General features: G+C 70.8%; 19 protein-coding genes and 1 pseudogene. 6 read left to right on the top strand and 14 right to left on the bottom strand.

Translation table 11 applies throughout. The features are described from left to right. Positions 1 to 19: 19 nt before the first annotated feature. The gene (locus QCZ28_RS31210; protein WP_279519953.1) at positions 20 to 1,459 is read right to left on the bottom strand and encodes an aldehyde dehydrogenase family protein; all 1,440 of its coding nucleotides are present in this window, start codon (positions 1,457 to 1,459) and stop codon (positions 20 to 22) included. 142 nt (positions 1,460 to 1,601) lie between these two features. Here QCZ28_RS31210 and QCZ28_RS31205 point away from each other — a divergent pair, with 142 nt between their 5' ends. Then, positions 1,602 to 3,038: a gamma-aminobutyraldehyde dehydrogenase gene (locus tag QCZ28_RS31205; protein ID WP_279519952.1), complete on the top strand. Its 1,437-nt coding sequence runs from the start codon at positions 1,602 to 1,604 to the stop codon at positions 3,036 to 3,038. Between the two features lie 4 nt (positions 3,039 to 3,042). Continuing rightward, the gene (gabT, locus tag QCZ28_RS31200) at positions 3,043 to 4,314 is read left to right on the top strand and encodes a 4-aminobutyrate--2-oxoglutarate transaminase (protein WP_279519951.1); all 1,272 of its coding nucleotides are present in this window, start codon (positions 3,043 to 3,045) and stop codon (positions 4,312 to 4,314) included. Between the two features lie 47 nt (positions 4,315 to 4,361). On the opposite strand, the gene QCZ28_RS31195 is transcribed toward gabT, so the two are convergent. The 6 genes from QCZ28_RS31195 to QCZ28_RS31170 all read right to left on the bottom strand — a co-directional run bounded on the left by QCZ28_RS31195 (position 4,362) and on the right by QCZ28_RS31170 (position 9,705). Further along, positions 4,362 to 5,036: a hypothetical protein gene (locus QCZ28_RS31195; protein WP_279519950.1), complete on the bottom strand. Its 675-nt coding sequence runs from the start codon at positions 5,034 to 5,036 to the stop codon at positions 4,362 to 4,364. A gap of 57 nt (positions 5,037 to 5,093) precedes the next feature. Continuing rightward, positions 5,094 to 5,771, bottom strand: a complete 678-nt coding sequence (locus QCZ28_RS31190) for a M15 family metallopeptidase (RefSeq protein ID WP_279519949.1) — start codon at positions 5,769 to 5,771, stop codon at positions 5,094 to 5,096. Then, positions 5,768 to 6,898 carry a D-alanine--D-alanine ligase gene (locus QCZ28_RS31185; RefSeq protein ID WP_279519948.1) on the bottom strand — a complete coding sequence of 377 codons (1,131 nt, stop codon included), beginning with the start codon at positions 6,896 to 6,898 and terminating at the stop codon, positions 5,768 to 5,770. Before QCZ28_RS31185 ends, QCZ28_RS31190 begins: the two co-directional genes overlap by 4 nt. Continuing rightward, on the bottom strand, positions 6,895 to 7,905 hold the full coding sequence (locus QCZ28_RS31180) for a pyridoxal-phosphate dependent enzyme (protein ID WP_279519947.1): 1,011 nt from the start codon (positions 7,903 to 7,905) through the stop codon (positions 6,895 to 6,897). The genes QCZ28_RS31185 and QCZ28_RS31180 overlap by 4 nt, the downstream gene beginning before the upstream one ends. Positions 7,906 to 7,978: 73 nt before the next feature. Beyond that, positions 7,979 to 9,043 (bottom strand): HAMP domain-containing sensor histidine kinase, encoded by a 1,065-nt coding sequence (locus QCZ28_RS31175; protein WP_279519946.1) that lies wholly within the window; start codon positions 9,041 to 9,043, stop codon positions 7,979 to 7,981. Continuing rightward, on the bottom strand, positions 9,040 to 9,705 hold the full coding sequence (locus QCZ28_RS31170; RefSeq protein ID WP_030331573.1) for a response regulator transcription factor: 666 nt from the start codon (positions 9,703 to 9,705) through the stop codon (positions 9,040 to 9,042). The genes QCZ28_RS31175 and QCZ28_RS31170 overlap by 4 nt, the downstream gene beginning before the upstream one ends. Positions 9,706 to 10,075: 370 nt before the next feature. On the opposite strand from QCZ28_RS31170, the pseudogene adh reads away from it, so the two are divergent. Beyond that, positions 10,076 to 10,876, top strand: a pseudogene (adh, locus tag QCZ28_RS31165) (aldehyde dehydrogenase); the annotation flags it as partial. Further along, the gene (locus tag QCZ28_RS31160; RefSeq protein ID WP_156057526.1) at positions 10,873 to 11,220 is read left to right on the top strand and encodes a DUF779 domain-containing protein; all 348 of its coding nucleotides are present in this window, start codon (positions 10,873 to 10,875) and stop codon (positions 11,218 to 11,220) included. The pseudogene adh and the gene QCZ28_RS31160, both read left to right, overlap by 4 nt. Positions 11,221 to 11,345: 125 nt before the next feature. Here the strand turns inward: QCZ28_RS31160 and QCZ28_RS31155 are convergent, their stop codons facing one another. The 7 genes from QCZ28_RS31155 to QCZ28_RS31125 form a co-directional block, all read right to left on the bottom strand. Then, positions 11,346 to 12,110 (bottom strand): G5 domain-containing protein, encoded by a 765-nt coding sequence (locus tag QCZ28_RS31155; RefSeq protein WP_279519975.1) that lies wholly within the window; start codon positions 12,108 to 12,110, stop codon positions 11,346 to 11,348. A 270-nt stretch (positions 12,111 to 12,380) separates the two neighbouring features. After that, positions 12,381 to 13,562 (bottom strand): saccharopine dehydrogenase C-terminal domain-containing protein, encoded by a 1,182-nt coding sequence (locus tag QCZ28_RS31150; RefSeq protein ID WP_279519945.1) that lies wholly within the window; start codon positions 13,560 to 13,562, stop codon positions 12,381 to 12,383. Beyond that, complete coding sequence (locus tag QCZ28_RS31145; RefSeq protein ID WP_279519944.1) at positions 13,562 to 15,013, bottom strand: FAD-dependent oxidoreductase; 1,452 nt, start codon at positions 15,011 to 15,013, stop codon at positions 13,562 to 13,564. The genes QCZ28_RS31150 and QCZ28_RS31145 overlap by 1 nt, the downstream gene beginning before the upstream one ends. Continuing rightward, a complete protein-coding gene (locus tag QCZ28_RS31140) occupies positions 15,010 to 15,825 on the bottom strand; it encodes an ABC transporter permease (RefSeq protein ID WP_279519943.1) in 816 nt (271 codons plus the stop codon). The genes QCZ28_RS31145 and QCZ28_RS31140 overlap by 4 nt, the downstream gene beginning before the upstream one ends. Further along, the gene (locus tag QCZ28_RS31135; protein WP_279519942.1) at positions 15,825 to 16,727 is read right to left on the bottom strand and encodes an ABC transporter permease; all 903 of its coding nucleotides are present in this window, start codon (positions 16,725 to 16,727) and stop codon (positions 15,825 to 15,827) included. The genes QCZ28_RS31140 and QCZ28_RS31135 overlap by 1 nt, the downstream gene beginning before the upstream one ends. Continuing rightward, positions 16,724 to 17,875, bottom strand: a complete 1,152-nt coding sequence (locus tag QCZ28_RS31130; protein ID WP_279519941.1) for an ABC transporter ATP-binding protein — start codon at positions 17,873 to 17,875, stop codon at positions 16,724 to 16,726. Before QCZ28_RS31130 ends, QCZ28_RS31135 begins: the two co-directional genes overlap by 4 nt. A 5-nt stretch (positions 17,876 to 17,880) precedes the next feature. Then, positions 17,881 to 19,065, bottom strand: coding sequence for a spermidine/putrescine ABC transporter substrate-binding protein (locus QCZ28_RS31125; RefSeq protein WP_279519940.1), 1,185 nt, complete (start codon positions 19,063 to 19,065; stop codon positions 17,881 to 17,883). 214 nt (positions 19,066 to 19,279) lie between these two features. Between QCZ28_RS31125 and QCZ28_RS31120 the strand changes: the two genes are divergently transcribed. Together QCZ28_RS31120 and QCZ28_RS31115 are read left to right on the top strand one after the other, a co-directional pair. Continuing rightward, entirely contained in the window at positions 19,280 to 19,792 is a 513-nt protein-coding gene (locus tag QCZ28_RS31120) for an Lrp/AsnC family transcriptional regulator (RefSeq protein ID WP_030338307.1), read from the top strand. Between the two features lie 532 nt (positions 19,793 to 20,324). After that, positions 20,325 to 21,671 carry an aspartate aminotransferase family protein gene (locus QCZ28_RS31115; protein ID WP_279519939.1) on the top strand — a complete coding sequence of 449 codons (1,347 nt, stop codon included), beginning with the start codon at positions 20,325 to 20,327 and terminating at the stop codon, positions 21,669 to 21,671. The last annotated feature ends 27 nt before the right edge of the window (positions 21,672 to 21,698 follow it).

Below are 21,698 nucleotides of genomic sequence, written 5' to 3'. Positions count from 1 at the left end.
CCGGGGGCGGGGCCGCCTCCTAGAGCGCGAGGCCGGTCAGCACCATGACCCGGGGCTCGGTGTAGTCGTCCATCGCGCTGCGCAGCCCTTCCCGGCCGACGCCGCTGCCCTTCACCCCGCCGTACGGCATCTGGTCGGCGCGGTACGACGGCACGTCGCCGACGATCACCCCGCCCACCTCCAGCGCGCGGGCGGCGGCGAAGGCCACGTCCAGCCGCCGTGTGAAGACGCCGGCCTGCAAGCCGTACGCCGAGTCGTTGACCGCGGCGAACGCGGCCTGGTCGTCGGTGACCGGGGCGACCACCAGCACCGGCCCGAACACCTCCTCGGCCACGACCTTGGCGTCCGCCGGGACGCCGGTGAGGACGGTCGGGGGGTAGGTGGCACCTGCGCGCAGGCCGCCCACCTCGACGGTGCCGCCGGCGGCGACGGCCTCGGCGACCCACGTCTCGACCCGGCGGGCCGCGTCCTCGGACACCATCGGTCCGACGTCGGTCAGCTCGGAGGTGGGGTCGCCGGTGCGCAGCCCACGCACGGCGGCCACCAGCCGGGGCAGGAAATCGGCGTAGCGGGCGTGGTGCACGTACACCCGCTGCACGGCGATGCACGACTGGCCGGCCTGGTAGTTGGCGAACGTCGCGATGCGCTGCGCGGCGTAGTCCAGGTCCTCGTCGGAGGTCCAGTCCGCGCAGAGCACCGCTGCGGCGTTGCCGCCCAACTCCAGCGTCACGTGTTTCTGCGGCGCGGCGCGGCGGATGGCCGCGCCGACCGGACCGGAACCGGTGAACGACACCACCGGCAGCCGGGGTTCGGTGACCAGTTCGGCGGCCCGGTCGTTGGGCAGCGGCAGCACCGAGAACATCCCGGCCGGCAGGTCGGTCTCGGCCAGCAGCTCGCCGAGCAGCAGCGCGGTCAGGGGCGTCGCGGGCGCGGGCTTGACGATGATCGGCGCGCCGACGGCGATGGCCGGCGCCACCTTGTGCGCGACGAGGTTGAGCGGGAAGTTGAACGGCGTGATGCCCAGCACCGGGCCTCTCGGCACCCGCCGGACCAGCGCGATCCGCCCGCCGGCAGCCGGGTCGGTGTCGAGTCGTTGCAGCTCCCCGGAGAAGCGTCGGGCCTCCTCGGCTGCCCACCGGAAGGTCGACACGGCCCGACCGACCTCGGCGCGGGCCCACTTGAGCGGCTTGCCGTTCTCCGCGGTGATCAGTGCGGCGATCTCGGCGGCGCGTTCGGCGAGCCGCCGGGACACGTGGTCGAGGGCCGCCGCGCGGGCGTGCGCGGGCAGGGCCGCGGCGTGCGCGGCCACCCCGGCCGCAGCGGCGACGGCGGCGGCGACCTGGTCGGGCGTGGCGAATGTGGTACGCCCCACCGGGCGTCCGTCGTACGGGTGGTGGACGGTCAGCTCACCCTCGCCGGTGGCGGGTAGGGAGGCGACGAAGAAGGGGGCGGGCTCCACGCCGAGCAGCGTAGCCGAGTGATCAGCCGACGGAAACAGTCGCGATAACCCTTGTCTGCCGCGAATTCGGTAGCGAAGATGGCAGAGAGATTGCGATAACCGCCGCAGAACCGCGCCCCCGGCCCCCTCGGAGTGAACCCTCATGAGTGACCAGCAGCAGCTGCGCAACTTCGTCAACGGCTCCTACGTCGACCCGGCCGACGGCGGCTACGCCGATCTGGTCGACCCCTGCACGGGTGAGGTGTTCGCCCAGGCCCCGGTCTCCGTGGCTGCCGACGTGGACGCGGCGATGAACGCCGCCGCCACCGCGTTCGAGAGCTGGCGGGAGGTCACCCCCGCCGAACGGCAGCGGGCGCTGCTCAAGCTCGCCGACGCCGTGGAGGCGCGCGCCGCCGAACTGGTCGACGCCGAGGTGCGCAACACCGGCAAGCCCCGGCAGCTCACCGCAGAGGAGGAGCTTCCCCCGGCGGTGGACCAGTTCCGGTTCTTCGCCGGTGCCGCCCGGATGCTGGAGGGGCGCTCCGCCGGGGAGTACCTGGCCGGGCACACCTCGTACGTGCGGCGGGAGCCGATCGGCGTCTGCGCGCAGGTCACGCCGTGGAACTACCCGCTGATGATGGCGGTCTGGAAGATCGCCCCGGCGCTCGCGGCCGGCAACACCGTGGTGCTCAAGCCGTCGGACACCACCCCGGTGTCGACGCTGCTGCTCGCCGAGATCGCCGCCGAGTTCTTCCCGCCGGGGGTGTTCAACGTGGTCTGCGGCGACCGGGACACCGGTCGTACCCTCGTGTCGCACCCGACCCCGCAGCTGGTGTCGATCACCGGCTCGACCCGCGCGGGCATGGAGGTCGCCGCCGCCGCGGCCCCCGACCTGAAGCGGACCCACCTGGAGCTGGGCGGCAAGGCCCCGGTGGTCGTCTTCGACGACGCGGACGTTGCGGCGGCGGCCGAGGCCATCGCGTTGGGTGGCTACTTCAACGCCGGGCAGGACTGCACGGCGGCCACCCGGGTGCTGGCCGGGCCGGGCGTCCACGACGACTTCGTCGCGGCGCTCACCGAGCAGGCCCGCACCACCAGGACCGGCGCGCCGGACGACGCCGACGTGCTCTACGGCCCGCTGAACAACGCCAACCAGCTCGCCCGGGTCAGCGGTTTCGTGGACCGGCTGCCGGACCACGCGGCGATCCAGACCGGTGGGTCCCGCCACGGCGAGCGCGGCTACTTCTACGCCCCGACCGTGGTCTCCGGGCTGCGGCAGGCCGACGAGATCATCCAGGACGAGGTGTTCGGTCCGGTCATCACCGTGCAGCGCTTCACCAATGAGGACGAGGCGGTGCGCTGGGCCAACGGCGTCGACTACGGCCTGTCCGCCTCGGTCTGGACCAAGGACCACGGCCGGGCGATGCGGATGACCCGACGGCTCGACTTCGGCTGCGTCTGGGTGAACACGCACATCCCGTTCGTCTCGGAGATGCCGCACGGTGGCTTCAAGCACTCCGGTCACGGCAAGGACCTGTCGGTCTACAGCCTGGAGGACTACACCCGGATCAAGCACGTCATGCACAACATCGAGGGCTGAACCCATGCCGTCCTCGGAAGAGTTGCACAAGCGGCGCGGCGACGCCGTCGCCCGGGGCGTCGGCAGCGTCATCACGTCCTACGTGGACAGTGCCGCCGGCGGGACGATCACCGACGTCGACGGCCGGGAGTGGATCGACTTCGCCGCCGGCATCGCGGTGACCAGCGTCGGCAACTCCGCCCCGAAGGTGGTCGAGGCGGTCCGGGCGCAGGTCGAACGGTTCACCCACACCTGTTTCATGGTCGCGCCGTACGAGTCGTACGTGGCGGTGTGCGAGCACCTCAACGCGCTGACGCCGGGCGGGTTCGAGAAGCGTTCGGCGTTGTTCAACTCCGGTGCTGAGGCGGTGGAGAACGCGGTGAAGGTCGCCCGGCACGCCACCGGTCGGCCGGCGGTGGTGGTGTTCGACCACGCGTACCACGGCCGGACCAACCTGACCATGGCGTTGACCGCGAAGAACATGCCGTACAAGCACCGGTTCGGGCCGTTCGCCGGGGAGATCTACCGGGTGCCGATGTCGTACCCGCTGCGTGATGGTGGGCTCTCCGGCGCGGAGGCGGCGGCCCGGTCGATCGAGATGATCGAGAAGCAGGTCGGCGCGGAGAACGTCGCCGCGCTGCTCATCGAGCCGATCCAGGGTGAGGGTGGTTTCGTCGTACCCGCGCCGGGTTTCCTGCCCGCGCTGCGTGCCTGGGCCACGGCGGCCGGGGTGGTCCTCGTCGCCGACGAGATCCAGACCGGCTTCTGCCGGACCGGTGACTGGTTCGCCTGCCAGCACGAGGGCGTCGAACCCGACCTGGTGACACTCGCCAAGGGCATCGCCGGTGGCCTGCCGCTGGCCGCGGTGACCGGTCGGGCCGAGCTGATGGACGCGGTGCACGTGGGCGGGCTCGGCGGCACGTACGGCGGCAACCCGCTCGCCTGCGCCGCCGCGCTCGCCACCATCGAGACCATGCACGAGCTGGACCTGGCCGGGGCGGCCCGACGGATCGAGTCGGTGCTGGTCCCCCGGCTACGGGCCATCGCCGCGCGGGACCCCCGGGTCGCCGAGGTACGCGGCCGGGGCGCGATGCTCGCCGTGGAGCTGGTGCTGCCGGGCACGCTCACCCCCGACCCGGTCGCCACCGCGGCGATCTCGGCGGCCTGTCACGCCGCGGGCCTGCTCACCCTGACCTGCGGCACGTACGGGAACGTGCTGCGCCTCCTACCCCCGCTGGTGATCCCCGACGCACAGCTCAACCGGGGCGCGGACCTGCTCGACGCCGCCTTCGGCTGAGTGGCTGAGCGGCGGAGGGGCCCGGTGCGCGGGCCCCTCCGCTGACGTCAGCGCAGCACCTCGACGGTGTTGCGGCGCACCAGGTTCTTGCCCGGCTCGCGGATCTGCTCCATCGCCGCCGCGTTGAGCAGCACGCAACTGCCCGACGGGCCGGTCACCGTCACCGTGGTGGAGCGGTTGTTGTCCAGGTTGGTCACCCGCAGCCGCGTCCCCACCGGGAACTGCCCGCTGGTTGCCGCCGGCCCGGCGGCCTCCTCGAAGAAGGTGATCGCCCCGGTGCACGCCGACCGGGGCGCCGGTCCGGAGGCGGGGGGCGACGCGGCGCCGGGGCGGACCGTGCCGGGGGCCGGAGCGCCGGCGGGCGGCGCGGCGCCGTCGACGCGTTCCACCACGTTGCGGCGGATCACGTTCTTCCCCGGTTCCCGGACCAGCTCCATCGCCGCCGCGTTGAGCAGCACGCAACTGCCCGACGGGCCGGTCACCGTCACCGTGGCCGCCCGGTTGTTGTCCAGGTTCGTCACCCGCAGCCGGGTACCCACCGGGAACCGGTCGCTCGTCGCCGCCGGCGCCCCGCCCTCCGCCGAGAAGGTGACCGAGCCGGAGCAGACCGACGACCGGGCCGGGGCGGTGTCGGCGAACCCGAAGTTGGTCCCCACCGACACACCCACCGCGGCGAGCACCGCCACGCTCGCCGCCAGCACGTGCCTGCGCTGCACCCTCATCGCCGTCACTCCCGTCCTCGGTGGTGTCTTCACCCACCTGGTACGGGCCGCAGCGCCCTACCGTTCAGCCGGCACCGGTACCGATCGGGCGGCGGCCAGGTCAACCGGCCCGTACCGGGTACACGACGCGCCGGTGATCAGCGCCCAGTAACGGTCGCCGTACGACCAGTGCCACCACTCCGTCGGGTAGTTCACCATCCCCGCGCCGCCCAGCGCGTCCACCATGATCTGCCGGTGCCGACGGGCGGTGCCGACGATCGCCGGGGCGTCGGTGAAGCAGGCGTCGGCGCTGTCCTCCGGGGTGGCGTCGATGGCCGTGCCCAGATCCACCTCCACCCCGTCGTCGGTGCAGAGCGTCAGGTCCACCGCGCCGCCGGTGCTGTGCGGGGCCACCTCGACCGGTGAGACGAACTTGGTGGTCTCCCGGTGCAGCCGCTCCGGCGACCAGTCCGGGTGTCGTCGGCGCAGCTCGTCCCGGTAGCCGGTGAAGATGGCCAGCTGCGCCCGGTACGGCCGGTAGCCCTCGACCATCAGAAGACGCAGCCCACCGGGCAGGGCACGCTGCGCGGCGAGCAGGCGGTCCACCACACCGGCGCGCAGCCGGGCGTACGCCCCGGCCGGGTCGGCCGCCCGGCCGTCGAGCCGCAGCTCCGGCACCTCCCGCAGGTCCACGAACTCGTCGCCGTCGTCGGCGCTGGGCACTGCCGCCACCCGGGGATCGGAGAGCAGGATCATCCGAGGCTCCCCACCGTGCTCGCGGACCGTTCCGCGTGCCGGACCCGGGCCAACTCGACGAGACGGTCCACCACCTCCCGGTAGCTGACCCCGACGGCGGCCCACACCTTCGGGTACATCGAGTGCGCGGTGAAGCCGGGCATCGTGTTCAGCTCGTTGACGTACAGCTCGCCGGTCGTCTCGGCGTAGAAGAAGTCGACCCGGGCCAGACCCCAGCCGCCGATCGCGGCGAACGCGCGCAGCGACAGCTCACGGACCCGCGCGGTCACCTCGTCCGGCAGCACGGCGGGGACGATCATCGGGTCGTCGTCGCCGAAGTACTTCTGCTGGTAGTCGAACCAGCCGCCGGTGACCCGCACCTCGCCCACCGCCGACGCCTCGGGACGCCAGCCGCCGAGCACCGCACACTCCAGCTCCCGGCCGGCGACCCCCTGCTCGACCATGACCAACTGGTCGTGGCGGAGCGCCTCCCGCACGGCGGCGGCCAGGTCGTCGCCCTCGCCGACGCGTGAGATGCCGATCGACGAACCCATGCTGGCCGGCTTGACGAAGAGCGGGCGGCTCAGCCCGGTCACCAGCTTCTCCGGGTCGTCGACCGTCCGGTAGGTGTGCGCGTCGAACGCCACGTACGGGGTGACGGGAATGCCCTCGGCGCGCAGCGCCCGCTTCATCGCCACCTTGTTCATGCCCACCGCCGAGGCGAGGATGCCGCAGCCCACGTACGGCACGTTCAGCGACTCCAGCAGCCCCTGCACCACACCGTCCTCCCCGTACGGGCCGTGCAGCACCGGGAAGAGCACGTCCAGCTCGGCGTGCACAGCGCCGGGGGCGTTACCGGCGGACACCTGCACGACGCCCGGACGCGGACCGGCCCGCAGCTCGACGGCCGGCCCGCTCACCACCAGCTGGTCGTCGATGGCCCGCTCGCCGGCCGGCCGGTCGCGCAACTCGGCCAGCAGCGCGTCGGGCATCAGCCGGAAACCGCCGGCGCGGGTGACACCGATGGCGACGGTGCGGTAGCCGCCACCGGCAAGCGCCCGGGCCACCCCGAGCGCGGACGCACACGACACCTCGTGCTCCGCCGACGGCCCACCGAACAGGATGCCGATCCGAACTGGCGCGCTCACGCCGCCGCCCCTTCCCGGGTCAGGTCGGCGGACCGGGGTGCCATCAACCGGGCCACCAACGCCGCCTCCACGTTTCCGCCGGTCAGCACCACGCCGACCGTCCGCTGCCGGTCTTTCACCGGCGCCAGGCGGAGTGCGCCGGCCAGGGCCGCCGCGCCGGACGGCTCGGCGACCACCTTGAGTTCGGTCAGGATCAGCCGGAACGCCGCCGCGATCTCGTCGTCGTCGACCCGGACGACGCCGCGCAGCCTGTCCCGCACGATGGCGAACGGCAGCTCACCCACACAGGACGGCCGCAGCCCGTCCGCGATGGTGGGCGCCGGTGCGACCGGCACCCGGACACCCGCCGCCAGGCTGCGGGCGAGCGAGTCGCAGCCCACCGGCTCCACGCCGTACACCTCGATGCCGGTGCCGGCGGCGGCCAGGCACCCGCCGGCCACCCCGCCACCACCACCGACCGGTACGACGAGCGCGTCCAACGGCGTCCCCGCACGCTCGGCGTCCTCGATCAGTTCCAGGCTCGCCGTGCCCTGCCCGGCGATCACGTCCGGGTGGTCGTACGCGTCGACGACGGGGTGACCGCTGTCGTCGCTGAGCCCGTTGGCCACCGCCACCCGCTCCTCGACGGCGGTGCCGGCGAACACCACCCGCGCCCCCGCCGCGCGGGCCCGGTCGACCTTCGTCGCTGCCGCGTCGACCGGCAGCACCACTGTCGCCGCGAGGCCGTGCTGTCGGGCCGCCAACGCCACCGCCACCGCGTGGTTGCCGGTGCTCTGCGCGATCACCCCGGTGTGCCCGGCCGCGGCGAGGCGACCCACAGCGCGCAGTGCGCCACGCATCTTGTACGAGCCGCCGTGCTGAAGGTTCTCCGCCTTGAGCAGGACCCGGGCTCCGGCGAGTTCGTCGATCACCGGGGACCGCAGCACTGGTGTGCGGACCACGCGGCCGGCAAGCCAGCGGCTGGCCTCCTCGACATCGGCCCGGGTCTGGCCAACGGTGCGTGACATCGTCTCTCCTTCTTAGGGCACACCACGGGCGGGATCCAGCGGTACGTGGACCCCGGGAAGGTGGGTGGAAGTGTCAGGTCACTGCGGGTAGCTGAACGTCGACCCGCAGGCCGCCGTGTTCGGCGGGCCGGGCCGCGATGATGCCGTCGTGCGCCTGGGTGATCGAGCGGGCGATGGCCAGGCCCAGACCGGCCCCGCCGCCCTGCGAGGTCCGGTCCCGGGCGAGCCGGCGGAACGGCTCGAACAGACCCGCCACCGCCTCGGCCGGCACGGGTTGACCGGTGTTGACCACCGACAGTGCGGGCACGCCGCTCACCACGACGGTCAGCGAGCCGCCCGGCCGGTTGTACTTGATGCCGTTCTCCACCAGGTTGGTGACCAGGCGCTCCAGCAGCACCCGCTCGCCGACGACGACCCGGGGCACGAGGTGGGTGTCGATGGTGACCCCGGCCTCCCGGGCGCGGTCGAGATACCCGGCCAGCACCCCCTCGACGATCGTGTCGAGCCGCTGCGGGATCCGCGAGCGCAGGCCCTGGTCACTCTCGCTGAGCGCGAGCAGACCCTCGATGAGGCGTTCGTTGCGCTCGTTGGTCTCCAACAGCTGGCTGGTCAACAACTCCAACTGCTCACCGCTGAGCGTCCGGGCCATGCCGACCTCGATGAGTGTCCGCTGCACGGCGAGGGGGGTACGCAGCTCGTGTGAGGCGTTCGCGGCGAAACGGCGCTGCCCCTCGTACCCGGCGGAGACGCGTTCCATCATCTCGTCGATCGCCCGGGACAGCCGGGCCAGCTCGTCGCGGCCCCGGGGCCGGATCCGGTGACCGAGGTTCTGCGGGCCGAGGTGACCGATCGGCCCGGCCAGGTCGGCGACCGGGCGCAGGCACCACGCCGCGCCGAACCAGAGCGCCGCCAGCGCGGACACCGTCACCAGGATCACGGCCACCAGGGGCAGCGCGAACGCCGTCGGTCGCACGTCGGCGCAGACGGTGCTCAGTCCGGGCACCGGCAGGTCACAGAACTGCTGCCCCCAGATCCAGGTCACCCCCGCCAGCCACTTGCCCATCGCCGGCAGCACCGGCCCGGCCAGCAGCGCCAGCAGGCCCACCAGCAGCACCCGACGTCGGGGCGTCCAGCTCACGCCGGTCCGCCGATGCGGTAGCCGGCCTTCGGAACGGTGTGGATGATCGCCGGGTCGCCGAGCTTCTTGCGCAGGGTCATCACGGTGACCCGTACGGCGTTGGTGAACGGGTCGGCGAACTCGTCCCAGGCCTGCTCCAGCAACTCCTCGGCGCTGACCACCTGACCGTCCGCGCGCAGCAACACGTGCAGCACCGCGAACTCCTTCGGGCTCAACGCCAGCGGGCGGCCGTCACGGGTGGCCACGTGCCGGCCCACGTCCAGCGCCAGACCGTCCTGGGAGAGCACCGGTGGCAACGCCGGCGTGGACCGCCGCCCGAGGGCCTGCACGCGGGCCACCAGCTCGGCGAAGGCGAACGGCTTGGTCAGGTAGTCGTCCGCGCCGAGGCCGAGCCCCTCCACCCGGTCCCGGATGCCGGCCGCAGCGGTGAGCAGCAGGACCCGGGTGCCGACCTGGGAGTCGGCGATGCTGCGGCACACCTCGTCACCGGTGTGCCCCGGCATGTCCCGGTCGAGCACCGCGACGTCGTACCGGTTCACCCCGACCCGCTCCAACGCACCGTCACCGTCGTAGCAGACGTCGACGGCCATCGAGAGGCGACGCAGCCCTTCGGCCACCGTGTCCGCCAACAACCGTTCGTCGTCCGCCACCAGCACCCGCACGTTTGTCCGCTCCCCCATTCGGCTTGCCCGGCATACCGTCGCAGGCCCGGGTTAAGGGTTCTGTAAGCACCCGCCGCAGCCATCCTCCACGCGCGTGTCCAGCGGGCAAACCATCGCCAGCCAGCGGATGTCGGCTTCGTTCCCGGCTCACGTCGTCTGCGTGGTCCGTCCCCGACGACCACGGCGGTTGGCGCTCGCGGGTGAGCTGCGTCACGATGGGGGCCGAGGAGGTCGCCCGATGGCTGACCCGTGGCTCGCCCTCGAGTTCGGCGTCGATCCGGCGGAGCGGATCGCGCAGGTCGGTGCCGCCCACGAGGCGTTCCTGACCGCCGGCTCGGCCCCGCACCGGGTACGGGACGTGGTCCGTCGCGAGACCACCACCGGGCGGCTGATCATGCAGTACGCCAGTGAGAACATCAAACCGGTCACGCTGGAGTTGGGCGGCAAGAGCCCCAACATCTTCTTCGACGACGTCAGCGCTGCATCCGACGACTTCCTCGACAAGGCGCTGGAAGGCTTCACCATGTTCGCCCTCAACCAGGGCGAGGTCTGCACCTGCCCGTCGCGGGCGCTGATCCAGCAGGGCCACTACAGCGACTTCCTCGCGGCGGCGGTCTCACGCACCGAGCAGATCGTGCAGGGACACCCACTGGACACCGACACGATGATCGGCGCGCAGGCCTCCAACGACCAGCTCGAGAAGATCCTGTCCTACCTGGACATCGGCCGGCAGGAAGGCGCCCGTGTACTGACCGGAGGATCGCGTGCCGACCTGGGCGGCGACTTGTCGGGCGGATACTACGTTGAGCCAACCATCTTCGAGGGCGACAACTCGATGCGGATCTTCCAGGAGGAGATCTTCGGGCCGGTGGTCTCGGTGACCTCCTTCGCCGACCTCGACGACGCCGTGAAGATCGCCAACGACACCCTGTACGGGCTGGGCGCGGGCGTGTGGAGCCGGGACATGAACACCGCCTACCGGGCCGGGCGGGCCATCCAGGCCGGGCGGGTGTGGACCAACTGCTACCACGCGTACCCGGCGCACGCCGCGTTCGGCGGGTACAAGCAGTCCGGCATCGGCCGAGAGAACCACAAGATGATGTTGGAGCACTACCAGCAGACGAAGAACCTGCTGGTCAGCTACTCCACCAAGAAGCTCGGCTTCTTCTGATGCCGGTCGTCTCCGTCACCCCCGCCGCGGCCGAGTTGATCCGGTCGCTGCGGGGGCGGCACGGCCCGCTGATGTTCCACCAGTCCGGCGGCTGCTGCGACGGCAGCGCCCCGATGTGCTTCCCGGCGGGCGAGTTCCGCACCGGCGCGTCCGACGTGCTGCTCGCCTCGCTCTCGGTCGACGGGGTGGCTGAGCCGGTCGAGTTCTGGATGTCGACGTCCCAGTGGGAGTTGTGGAAACACACCACGCTGACCGTCGACGTGGTGCCGGGCAGAGGCAGCGGCTTCTCCCTGGAAGCCCCCGACGGCGTCCGCTTCCTCATCCGCTCCCACCTGGCCCCGTGAGCCCGAAGCCACAGGTGCCGAGAGCGGTATACCGCCGAGGCATAGATATGACTCAGAGGTATACCGCTCTCCCCGGTGTTCCGTCGGACGGCGCGACCCGACGGCACCGCTTACCGTGACGAGGATCAGTCGCAGGCGGTGCCGTCGCCGTCCCGGTCCAGGTCGTAGATGTCGCTGCCGATCACTTTGATCGGTCCGCTGACGTAGGCGGGGCCGTTGCCACTGCCACCGGCGCAGTCGACGTCGCTGGCGATCGGGACGCAGCCGCTGTAGTTCGGGTCGCACTTCGACGCCTGCGGCTTCTTGGTGCCGACGGCGACGACCTGGGTCACCGGCTGCTTCGTCACGGCGGACTTGACGAGCTTCTTGCCCGTCGTCACCCCGTCGGTGGTGGTCACCTCGTAGGTCAGGGTCCGTACCCCGTTCACGCCCTTGGTGCGCACGACCCGCTTGCCCTGGGCCAGCGACGAGTCCTTGACGGTCCGCTCGCCGTACCGGATGGTGGCCCGCTCCGTCACCGTCGTCACCTGCACCACGGGCGCGGCTGCCGCGCTGGTCGCGCTGGCTTCCACCGACGGGGGTGCCGACGAGGGCACAGTGGAGGGTGTGGCAGCCGCTGACGACGTCTCCTCGGTCGGCTCGCCGGGTGCCGCCAGGATGGGCTGCTGCGGCTGCTCGGCGGCGGTGCCGGTCTGGGTCGGCTCCGGCTCGCCGGTCAGCGCGCTGACGATGGCGGTGCCGGTGCAGCAGAGCAGCAGGATCGACAGGGTCACCGAGCCGAGGATCACGGCCGCCCGACCGGCAGGCGTGGTCCGACGGAACCAGTTGGGCCGGGGCTGCTGGCCGGGCGGCGGCGGGTACGACGGACCCGGGTTCTGTGGTGGTTGCATCGTCACGGCGATGAGTGTCGTCGCAAATACCGTGTGCAATATCCACCGTCGCGTTCGTCACCTGCGCCTTTCGCTTCCCGGGACGGGTCGGTGGGCGCGCCTGCGGGGGACGAGTCGATAGGCGCGGCAACCCACCAGGCCGGCAGGGCAGGGCCGATCGTGCGGGTGTCAGCACCACCAAAGACCGCATACCACCATGCACCGGTTCGATGAGCGATCGGACGCCCGTCGCGGCGACGAAACTGTCGCGATGCCGTCACCCGGAGGCGTTCACCGCTCCTGCAGGCCCCAGGGCGACCCGTATCCGTTCAGCAGGTCGAGGAAGGGCATCGGGGGCAGAGCCTCCGGCCCGAGCACACCGACACCGGCCCACGCTCCGGTGGCGAGCAACTCCAACGCGATGACCGGGTTGACGGCGGTCTGCCAGACCACCGCCTGGTGCCCGTACTCCCGCATCGACCACTCGTTGTCGACCACGTGGTACAGGTAGACCTCGCGGGGTCGCCCGTCCGGGCCGAGGCCGCGTACCCAGGTGCCGGCGCAGGTCTTGCCGCGCATCCGGGCGCCGAGCGTGGCCGGGTCGGGCAGACTAGCGGCCACCACGTCACGCGGGGAGACCTCGACCCCGCGGACCCGCACCGGGGAGACCGCGTCCAGGCCGAGCTTGTGCAGTGTCTTGAGCACCTTGATGAACTCGTCGCCGAGGCCGTACTTGAAGGTGACCCGCCGAGCGTCGACCCAGCGCGGGATGAGCAGCACCTCCTCGTGTTCGACGTTGACGCACTCGACCGGCCCGATGCCCTCCGGAAAATGGAAGACCTCCGGCTCGGAGAACGGTTCGGTGGTGAACCAGCCCCGGTCGCGTTCCCAGACGACCGGCGGGTTGAGGCACTCCTCGATGGTGGTCCAGATGGAGAACGAGGGCGCGAAGTCGTACCCGTCGACGGTGAGGTTCGCCCCGTCCCGCACACCGATCTCGTCGATCTCACTGAACAGCTCGTCGGCGGCGTACCTGGCGAACACGTCGGACAGGCCGGGCTCGACCCCGATGCCGCAGAGCGCGAGCCGACCGGCGGTCGACCAGGTGTCGGCCAGTGCGAACTGTTCGTCGCCGAGCTTCACGCCGGTCTCGGCGTGCGACAGCGACATCGCCATGTCCAGGTAGTCCGCGCCGGCTGCGAACGCGCCGTTGAAGATCGGCATGACGAAGCGCGGGTCGACGGCGTTGAGCACGTGCGTGATCCGGTGCTCCCGGCAGAGCGCGGTGACCGCGTCCGCCGAGGCGGCGTCCACCTGGGCGGCGACGAAGCGGTCACCGTGCCCGGCGACCGCCCGCTGGGCGCGAGCGGGGTCGTGGTCGGCGACCACCATGGTCTCGAAGAAGGTTCGTCGGGCGGCGATGGCTACGGCGGCGGAGCCGACGCCACCGGCGCCGACGAGGAGGACACGCATCAGGAATCAAACCCCAAACCGAAACGATCGAGAGTACGGAGCCAGAGGTCGCGCCGGCCCTCGCGCGCGTCGGCGCGGGCCAGTGACCAGCGGGTGAGATTGATGCCGACCGCGCGGACGGGTTCCGGCGGGAACGGCAGTGGCTTGCGGCGAACCAGGTCGAGTCGGGTCAGCGGGGTGTTCTTACCGTCGAGCAGGTCGAGCAGCACCCGGGCGCCGAAGCGGGTGGCCCCGACGCCGAGGCCGGTGTAGCCGGCCGCGTACGCCAACCGGCCGCCGTAGGCGGTGCCGAAGAACGGGCAGAACCGGGTGCAGGTGTCGATGACGCCGCCCCAGCGGTGGCTGAACCGCACGTCGGCGAGCTGCGGGAACGTGGTGAAGAAGTGGCGGGCGAGGGTGGTGAAGGTGGCCGGTCGTTGCTCCAGCTCGGGTGCGACCCGGTTGCCGTAGTGGTAGACGGCGTCGTAGCCGCCGAAGAGGATCCGCCCGTCGGCGGTGATCCGGTAGTAGTGGAACTGGTTGGCGGTGTCGGCGAGCCCCTGCCGGTTGCGCCAACCGATGGCGTCGCGCTGGGCCGGGGTGAGCGGCTCGGTCATCAGCACGTGGTCGTAGACGGGCACCAGGTACGCCCGCAGTCGGCGCAGCAGCGGCGGGAACGCGTTGGTGGCCAGCACCACCCGACGCGCCCGCACCGAGCCGGGTCGGCCGTCGGCCCGGGTGTCGGCCGGGTGGGCGGTGGGCTCGGTGCCCAGGGTGCTGGCGTGCAGCGCGGCACCGTCGGCGCGCAGGCCGGTGACCCGGGTGTGCTCGTGCACGCGTACGCCGAGGTCGAGGCAGGCGCGGCGCAGCCCCCAGGCCAGCTTCGCCGGGTCCACCATGGCCACCCGGTCGGCGTCGAACATCCCACCCAGGTACGTCGGTGAGTGCACCTCCGCGCGCACCTCGTCCCGGTCGAGCAGCCGCACCCGGTGCCCGTACCGACGGGCCAGGTCCGCGTCGGCGGCCAGCCCGTCGAGTTGGTACGGCTCGACGGCGACGGCCAGCTCACCGGTGCGCTCGAAGTCGCAGTCGATGTCGAACGCGGCGACGGTGGCGGCGATGGCGTCCAGGTTCTCCCGGCCGAGGCGTTCCAACTCGCCGACCTCGTCCGGGAACCGGTCGACGCCGTTGGCGAGGCCGTGGGTCAGCGAGGCGGCGCAGAACCCGCCGTTGCGCCCGGACGCGGCCCAACCGCAGGTCCCGGCGTCGACGAGCAGCACGTCACGGTCCGGGTCGGCCTGTTTCGCCAACAGCGCGGCCCACAGCCCGCTGTACCCGCCGCCGATCACCAGCAGGTCCGCCGAGTGCCGGCCGACCAGTGCCGACAGCGGGTCGGGGCGGTCCGGACGGTCGAGCCAGTACGGCACGGGTGCCGCGTCGGCCAACGCCCGCCCGGTATGCGGGAGCGTCATGACGGCCTGGACAGCAGCTCGGCGCGGCGGGCCCGTCGGCCCCGCAACGAGCTGAGCCCCACCAGCAGCAACGCGACCGCGAACATCGCCGTGCCGATCACGTTGACCTGCGGTGGGATGCCACGCTGGGCGGCACCCCAGACGTACATCGGGAAGGTGACGGTGGTGCCGGCGTTGAAGTTCGTGATGATGAAGTCGTCGAAGCTCAACGAGAAGGCCAGCAGCGCGGCGGCCACGATGCCGGGCAGCACCAGCGGCAGGGTGATCCGCCGGAAGGTCTGCCACTCGTTGGCGTAGAGGTCCATGGCGGCCTCCTCCAGCCGCCGGTCCATCCCGGCGAGCCGCGCCTTCACGGTGACCACCACGAACGACACGCAGAACATCACGTGCGCGATCAGGATGGTCCAGAAGCCCTGCGGTACGCCCGCCGACACGAACAGCGCCAGCAACGACGTGCCCATCACCAACTCCGGGGTGGCCATCGGCAGGAAGATCAGCACGTTGATCCCGGACCGGCCCCGGAAGCGGTGCCGGACCAGCGCGAACGCCATCAGGATGCCGAGCACCGTGGCGACCACCGTGGCGAGGAAGCCGATCTGCACGCTGCGGACCACGGCGTCGCACATGTCCGAGGTGGCACACGGTTGCCGCCAGTTGTCCAGTGTGAACTCGTTGAAGTCGTACGACAGCCGACTCGACGGCCGGTTGAACGACAGCGCGGCCACCACCAGGATCGGCAACGCCAGGTAGCCCAGCACCAGCAACGCCACGATCATCACCCAGCGGTCCGCCAACCAGCGCGAGAGTCTCATTAGAGGACCTCCTCCGTGCCGGCCTTGCGCAGATAACCGAAGACCACCGCGAGGATCGCCGCCATCAGCAGGAACGACAGTGCGGCGCCCTGCGGGTAGTCCAGCCGGACCAGGAACGCCGAGTCGATGACGTTGCCGATCATGTATTCGTTCGGGGTGCCGAGCAGTTCGGCGTTGATGTAGTCACCACTGGCCGGGATGAAGAACAGCAGCGTGCCGGCGACCAGGCCGGGCATGGACAGCGGCAACGTCACCCGACGGAACGCCTGCACCGGGCTTGCGTACAGGTCGGTGGCCGCCTCCAGCAGCCGGTGGTCCAAGCGCTCCAGGCTCGCGTACAGCGGCAGCACCAAAAACGGCAGGAAGTTGTACGTGAGGCCGAGCACCACGGCGAACGGCGTGGCCAGCAGCCGACCGTCCGGGGCGAGCAGGTGCACGTCACGCAGCAGACCGACGAGCGCGCCGTTGTCCGACAGGATCGTCTTCCAGGCCAGCGTACGCACCAGGAAGCTGGTGAACATCGGCGCGACGACGCACACCAGCAGCAGGTTCTTCCACCGGCCGGCCTTCTGCGCGATCGCGTACGCCAGCGGGTAGCCGAGCAGCAACGCCAGCACCAGGGCCAGCCCGGCGTAGCCGAACGAACGCAGGAACTGCGGCCAGTACGCCTGCACCACATCCGGGTAGTTGCCGACCGCCCAGGTCATCGCGTACCCGGTGGAGAGCGAACCGCTGGGGTCGTACAGGCTGGCCGCCGCCAACTGCACCAGCGGCACGCCGAAGAAGATGAGCAGCCAGGCCGCACCGGGCAGCAGCAACAGGTACGGCAGGAGCCGGTGCCGCCCGGGTCGCGGTGCCGAGGGCGGCGGCTCCCCCGATCTGGTGCGGGCCAGGAGGGTCATGACGGCGCGCCGACCGGCTCGTCGAGCACCGGCGACGTCCGGTCGGTGTCGGCGGCGTCGCGGGGCAGCAGAAACGCGTGCCGCGGATCCCAGTACGCCACGGCTTCGCTGCCGACCGGCACCCGCTCCGACGCGCCGCTGTTGGCGGCGAAGACCGACACCTCGGTGCCCCAGCCGGTGCGCAGCAGGTACTGCGTGCTGACTCCCACGTAGGAGGCGTCGGTGACCACCCCGGTGACGTGCTGATGTCCTTGGGGCACCTGGTCGGCGGAGCCGACCAGAATCAGCTTCTCGGGGCGTACCCCCAGGTGAACCGGACCGTGGTCGGCCCGCGACCGGCCGGCGGGCACCGAGAACCGCGTGCCGTGCGCCGTCACCGCGACGTCGCCGCCGCCGGCCCCGGTGGCGTCCCCGGCGAGCAGGTTGGACTGGCCGAGGAAGTTCGCCACGAACGCGGTGGCGGGGAACTCGTAGATGTCGGCCGGGGCACCCAACTGCTCGATCCGGCCGGCGTTCATCACCGCGACGGTGTCGGCCATGGTCATGGCCTCCTCCTGGTCGTGGGTGACGTGCACGAAGGTGATGCCGACCTCGGTCTGGATGCGCTTCAGCTCGATCTGCATCTGTCGGCGCAGTTTCAGGTCGAGTGCGCCCAACGGTTCGTCGAGCAGCAGCACCTGCGGCCGGTTGATCAGGGCGCGGGCCAGCGCGACCCGCTGCTGCTGACCACCGGAGAGCTGGGCGGGCCGGCGGTTGCCGTAGCCGTCCAGCTGCACCAGGGACAGCATCCGGGTGACCTCGTCGTCGACCGAGCGGATGCCGCGTCGGCGCAGCCCGAAGGCGACGTTCTCGAAGATGCTGAGGTGGGGGAAGAGCGCGTAGCTCTGGAAGACGGTGTTGACCGGTCGCTTGTACGGCCGCAGCCGGGCGATGTCCCGGTCACCGAGGAGCACCTGGCCGGTTGTCGGTTCCTCCAGGCCGGCGATCATCCGCAACGTGGTGGTCTTGCCGCAGCCGGACGCGCCGAGCAGCGCGAAGAACGAGCCCTGCTCGATGGTCAGGCTGAGGTCGTCGACGGCGGTGAAGACGCCGAAGCGTTTGGTGAGGTCGGCCAGGCGCAGGTCGCCGGCGGGTGTCTCGCGCGCCATCCCCGTCACGCCCCGATGACCTGCTGGAACTTGCCCTCGTACTCCCGTTCCTGCTTCTCGTCCAGGGCCATGAACACCTTGGACTTCGACAGCAGCGCCTCGTCGGGGAAGATCAGCGGGTTCTCGGCCAGCTCGGGGTCGATCTTCTCCATCTCGGCCTGCGCGCCCTTGACCGGGCAGATGTAGTTGACGTAGGCGGCGAGCTTCGCCGCGACCGCCGGCTCGTAGTAGTAGTTGATCAACGCTTCGGCGTTGCTCTTGTGGGTGGCCTTGTTGGGGACCATCATGTTGTCGCTGTAGAGCATCACGCCGGAGTCCGGCGCGACGAACCGCACCTTCTCGTCCTCACCGGAGAGCTGGATCACGTCCCCGGACCAGCCGATGCACGCGGCGATATCACCCTTGGCCAGGTCGGGCGCGTAGTCGTTGCCGGTGAACTTGCGGATCTGGCCGGAGTCGACGGCCTTCTTGAGCTTGTTGAGGGCGTCGTCGAACTGGGCGGCGGTGAAGTTCGCCGGGTCGTGCCCGTTCGACCCGAGCAGCAGACCCATCGTGTCGCGCATCTCGCTGAGCGCTGTCACCTTGCCCTTGAGGTCGGGGCGGGTGAGCAGCTCGTCCACTGTGCGCAGTTCCTTGGTGACGTTGCCGTTGTACGCCAGACCGGCGAGACCGGACTGCCACGGGATGGAGATCCGGTTCTCGGTGTCGAAGGGGCGGTTGAGCAGCGACGGAAGCAGGTTGGCCTGCACGTTCGGGATGTTCGCCGGGTCCAGCTTCTGGATCCAGCCGAGCCGGATCATCCGGGCCGCCATCCAGTCGGTGAGCACGATGATGTCCCGGTCGGTGCTCTGGCAGGCGGCGAGCTGGTTCTGCACCTTGCCGAAGAACTCGTTGTTGTCGTTGATGTCCTCGGTGTAGGTCACCTGGATGCCGGTCTTCGTGATGAACTCGTCGAGGCTCGGTCGCTTGGACTCGTCCTTCTCGTCCACGTCCATGTACTGCGGCCAGTTGGCGAAGGCGAGCTTCTTCTCGGTGCCGGAGAGGTCCTCGCTGACACAGCCGGCTTCGGTCTGCTGCGCGCCCTTGGTGCCGCAGCCCGCGAGGCTGCCGCCCATGGTGAGCAGGGCGGCCGAACCGAGAGTGCCGGTGAGCAGTCCACGCCGGGAGAGGGGCCGGAGGGGAGTACGCATGACGACTCCTAGGGGGTCATCGTCGGCGGGCGGGACGGGGAGGCGCGCCGGCGGGAATGTCGGGAGGATGAAGTGCCATGGACGACTGATCCTGACATGAGGTGACCTCCCTTACAAGGGATTCCGTTGCGGGAATAGCGATGTACGACGAAATACGCCAGACTACGCGGGGATACACGCGCGACATCACGATTCGGGATATGGGGAGCGGGCAATGACAAACCGGCAGCACGAGAACAGCAACGGCGGTCGACGCGTCGCTGTCCGTGACGGTGCCAATCACGCTCTGCTGGATGACGTGGCCAAGCAGATCATCGAGCAGCTCCAGGAGGACGGCCGCCGCCCCTACGCGACGATCGGCAAGGCGGTGGGGCTGTCGGAGGCGGCGGTCCGCCAGCGGGTCCAGCGGCTGCTCGACTCCGGCGTGATGCAGATCGTGGCGGTGACCGATCCGCTCCAGCTCGGCTTCCCCCGACAGGCGATGATCGGCCTGCGTACCGACGGTGACCTGGAGGCGGTCGCGGACCGGCTGGCCGAGCTGGAGGAGGTCGACTACGTGGTGATCACCGCGGGGTCGTTCGACCTGCTCACCGAGGTGGTCTGCCGCAACGACGACCACCTGCTGGAGATCCTGCAACGGCTACGCGCCGTGCCCGGGGTGCTCTCCACCGAGGCGTTCGTCTATCTCAAGCTGCGCAAGCAGACCTACACCTGGGGCACGGCCTGAGCCTCCTTTGATCAACTCGGCTTTCCGGAAGTCGGGGCGTCCGGGCCGCCCTGACGCCCCGGTTTCCGGCAACCCGAGTGGATCGAGCCGGTGGCCGAGGGGGAGCTAATACCTGTCAGGCCCTTTGGAGCTGATGTCGCAAACGATTCGGCGGCCGGCGGGCGCGACCTGGACAGCCGGGCGGCACCCCCACCGGCGGCCGTGACGCCGCAAACGATTCGGCGGCCGGCGGGCGCGACCTGAACAGCCGAGCGGCCTCCAACCGGCGGCCGTGATGCCGCAAACGATTCAGCTCCAAAGGCAGCCGCCAGCACACCTCCGGCCCCTGCCGAAGACTGCCGGCGACCGCCAACGAACCGGCCAGAGGCAGTGCGGATTCCGTTGCCTCCATGACGCCCGCGCGCTGAATCCGTCGCCAACGGACGATGATACCGCCGATAACACTTGCCTCGGAACGTGAGACTGTGCGATAACCGTTGGCAGAGCGGCCGGCCTCACCCCGTTGACCGGCCCGACGACCGATGGGGCTGACATGGCCAACGCCACCGACCACCTCTGGATGCACTTCACCCGGATGGCGAGCTACTCCGCCGGCGAGGTGCCGACCATCGTGCGCGGCGAGGGTGCGTACGTGTGGGACGCGCAGGGTCGCCGCTACCTCGACGGGCTCGCCGGGCTCTTCGTGGTCAACGCCGGCCACGGCCGCACCGAGCTGGCTGAGGCTGCCGCCAAACAGGCCGGCGAGCTGGCCTACTTCCCACTCTGGTCGTACGCCCACCCGAAGGCCGTCGAGCTGGCCGAGCGGATCGCCACGCTCACCCCCGGCGACCTCAACCGGGTCTTTTTCACCACCGGCGGCTCCGAGGCCGTCGAGGCGGCGTGGAAGCTGGCGCGCGCCTACTTCAAGCGCACCGGCAAGCCCAACAAGTACAAGGTGATCAGCCGCTACATCGCCTACCACGGCACCTCCATGGGCGCCCTGTCGATCACCGGCTTGCCCGGCATCAAGAGCGACTTCGAGCCACTGGTGCCGGGCGCGATCAAGGTGCCGAACACGAACTACTACCGGGCGCCCGAGCACGGCGACGACCCCGAGGCGTTCGGTCGTTGGGCCGCCGACGAGATCGGTCGGGCCATCGAGCGGGAAGGGCCGGACACGGTCGCCGCGGTCTTCCTCGAGCCCGTGCAGAACTCCGGCGGGTGCTTCCCACCCCCGCCCGGCTACTTCGACCGGGTACGGGAGATCTGCGACGCGTACGACGTGCTGCTCGTCTCGGACGAGGTGATCTGCTCGTGGGGCCGGTTGGGTGAGTACTTCGGCGCGGTGCGCTACGGCTACCAGCCGGACATCATCACCACCGCCAAGGGCATCACCTCCGGCTACGCCCCGCTCGGCGCGATGATCGCCAGCGACCGGCTGATGGAACCGTTTCTCACCGAGACCGGCATGTTCGCCCACGGGGTGACGTTCGGTGGACACCCGGTCTCCTGCGCGGTGGCCCTGGCCAACCTGGAGGTCTTCGCCCGCGAAGACCTGGTCGGGCACGTACGCGCCAACGAGGCCGCCTTCCGGGCCACCCTGGAGAAACTGTACGACCTGCCGATCGTCGGCGACGTCCGCGGCGACGGCTACTTCTACGGCATCGAACTGGTCAAGGACAAGAGCACCCGGGAGACCTTCAACGAGGCCGAGTCGGAGCGCCTGCTGCGCGGCTTCCTCTCCACCGCACTGTTCCAGGCGGGCCTCTACTGCCGGGCCGACGACCGGGGCGACCCCGTCATCCAGTTGGCCCCACCCCTGATCGCCGAACAGCAGCACTTCGACGAGATCGAACAGACCCTCCGCACAGTCCTAACCCAAGCCTGGACCAAGCTCTAACCCACCCACCCACCCACCCACCCACCC

This window comes from Micromonospora sp. DH14 (genome assembly GCF_029809455.1).
GTDB lineage: Bacteria > Actinomycetota > Actinomycetes > Mycobacteriales > Micromonosporaceae > Micromonospora > Micromonospora parva.
The sequence above is the reverse complement of the archived record's forward strand: the minus strand, read 5'-3'. Positions and strand labels throughout refer to the sequence as shown.

Excerpts from the sequence above, each read along its gene's own strand:
- QCZ28_RS31205 (WP_279519952.1), top strand. The coding sequence starts at position 1,602 with ATGAGTGACCAGCAGCAGCTGCGCAACTTCGTCAACGGCTCCTACGTC.
- gabT (WP_279519951.1), top strand. The coding sequence starts at position 3,043 with ATGCCGTCCTCGGAAGAGTTGCACAAGCGGCGCGGCGACGCCGTCGCC.
- QCZ28_RS31195 (WP_279519950.1), bottom strand. The coding sequence starts at position 5,036 with ATGAGGGTGCAGCGCAGGCACGTGCTGGCGGCGAGCGTGGCGGTGCTC.
- QCZ28_RS31190 (WP_279519949.1), bottom strand. The coding sequence starts at position 5,771 with ATGATCCTGCTCTCCGATCCCCGGGTGGCGGCAGTGCCCAGCGCCGAC.
- QCZ28_RS31180 (WP_279519947.1), bottom strand. The coding sequence starts at position 7,905 with ATGTCACGCACCGTTGGCCAGACCCGGGCCGATGTCGAGGAGGCCAGC.
- QCZ28_RS31155 (WP_279519975.1), bottom strand. The coding sequence starts at position 12,110 with ATGCAACCACCACAGAACCCGGGTCCGTCGTACCCGCCGCCGCCCGGC.
- QCZ28_RS31150 (WP_279519945.1), bottom strand. The coding sequence starts at position 13,562 with ATGCGTGTCCTCCTCGTCGGCGCCGGTGGCGTCGGCTCCGCCGCCGTA.
- QCZ28_RS31145 (WP_279519944.1), bottom strand. The coding sequence starts at position 15,013 with ATGACGCTCCCGCATACCGGGCGGGCGTTGGCCGACGCGGCACCCGTG.
- QCZ28_RS31140 (WP_279519943.1), bottom strand. The coding sequence starts at position 15,825 with ATGAGACTCTCGCGCTGGTTGGCGGACCGCTGGGTGATGATCGTGGCG.
- QCZ28_RS31135 (WP_279519942.1), bottom strand. The coding sequence starts at position 16,727 with ATGACCCTCCTGGCCCGCACCAGATCGGGGGAGCCGCCGCCCTCGGCA.
- QCZ28_RS31130 (WP_279519941.1), bottom strand. The coding sequence starts at position 17,875 with ATGGCGCGCGAGACACCCGCCGGCGACCTGCGCCTGGCCGACCTCACC.
- QCZ28_RS31125 (WP_279519940.1), bottom strand. The coding sequence starts at position 19,065 with ATGCGTACTCCCCTCCGGCCCCTCTCCCGGCGTGGACTGCTCACCGGC.
- QCZ28_RS31120 (WP_030338307.1), top strand. The coding sequence starts at position 19,280 with ATGACAAACCGGCAGCACGAGAACAGCAACGGCGGTCGACGCGTCGCT.
- QCZ28_RS31115 (WP_279519939.1), top strand. The coding sequence starts at position 20,325 with ATGGCCAACGCCACCGACCACCTCTGGATGCACTTCACCCGGATGGCG.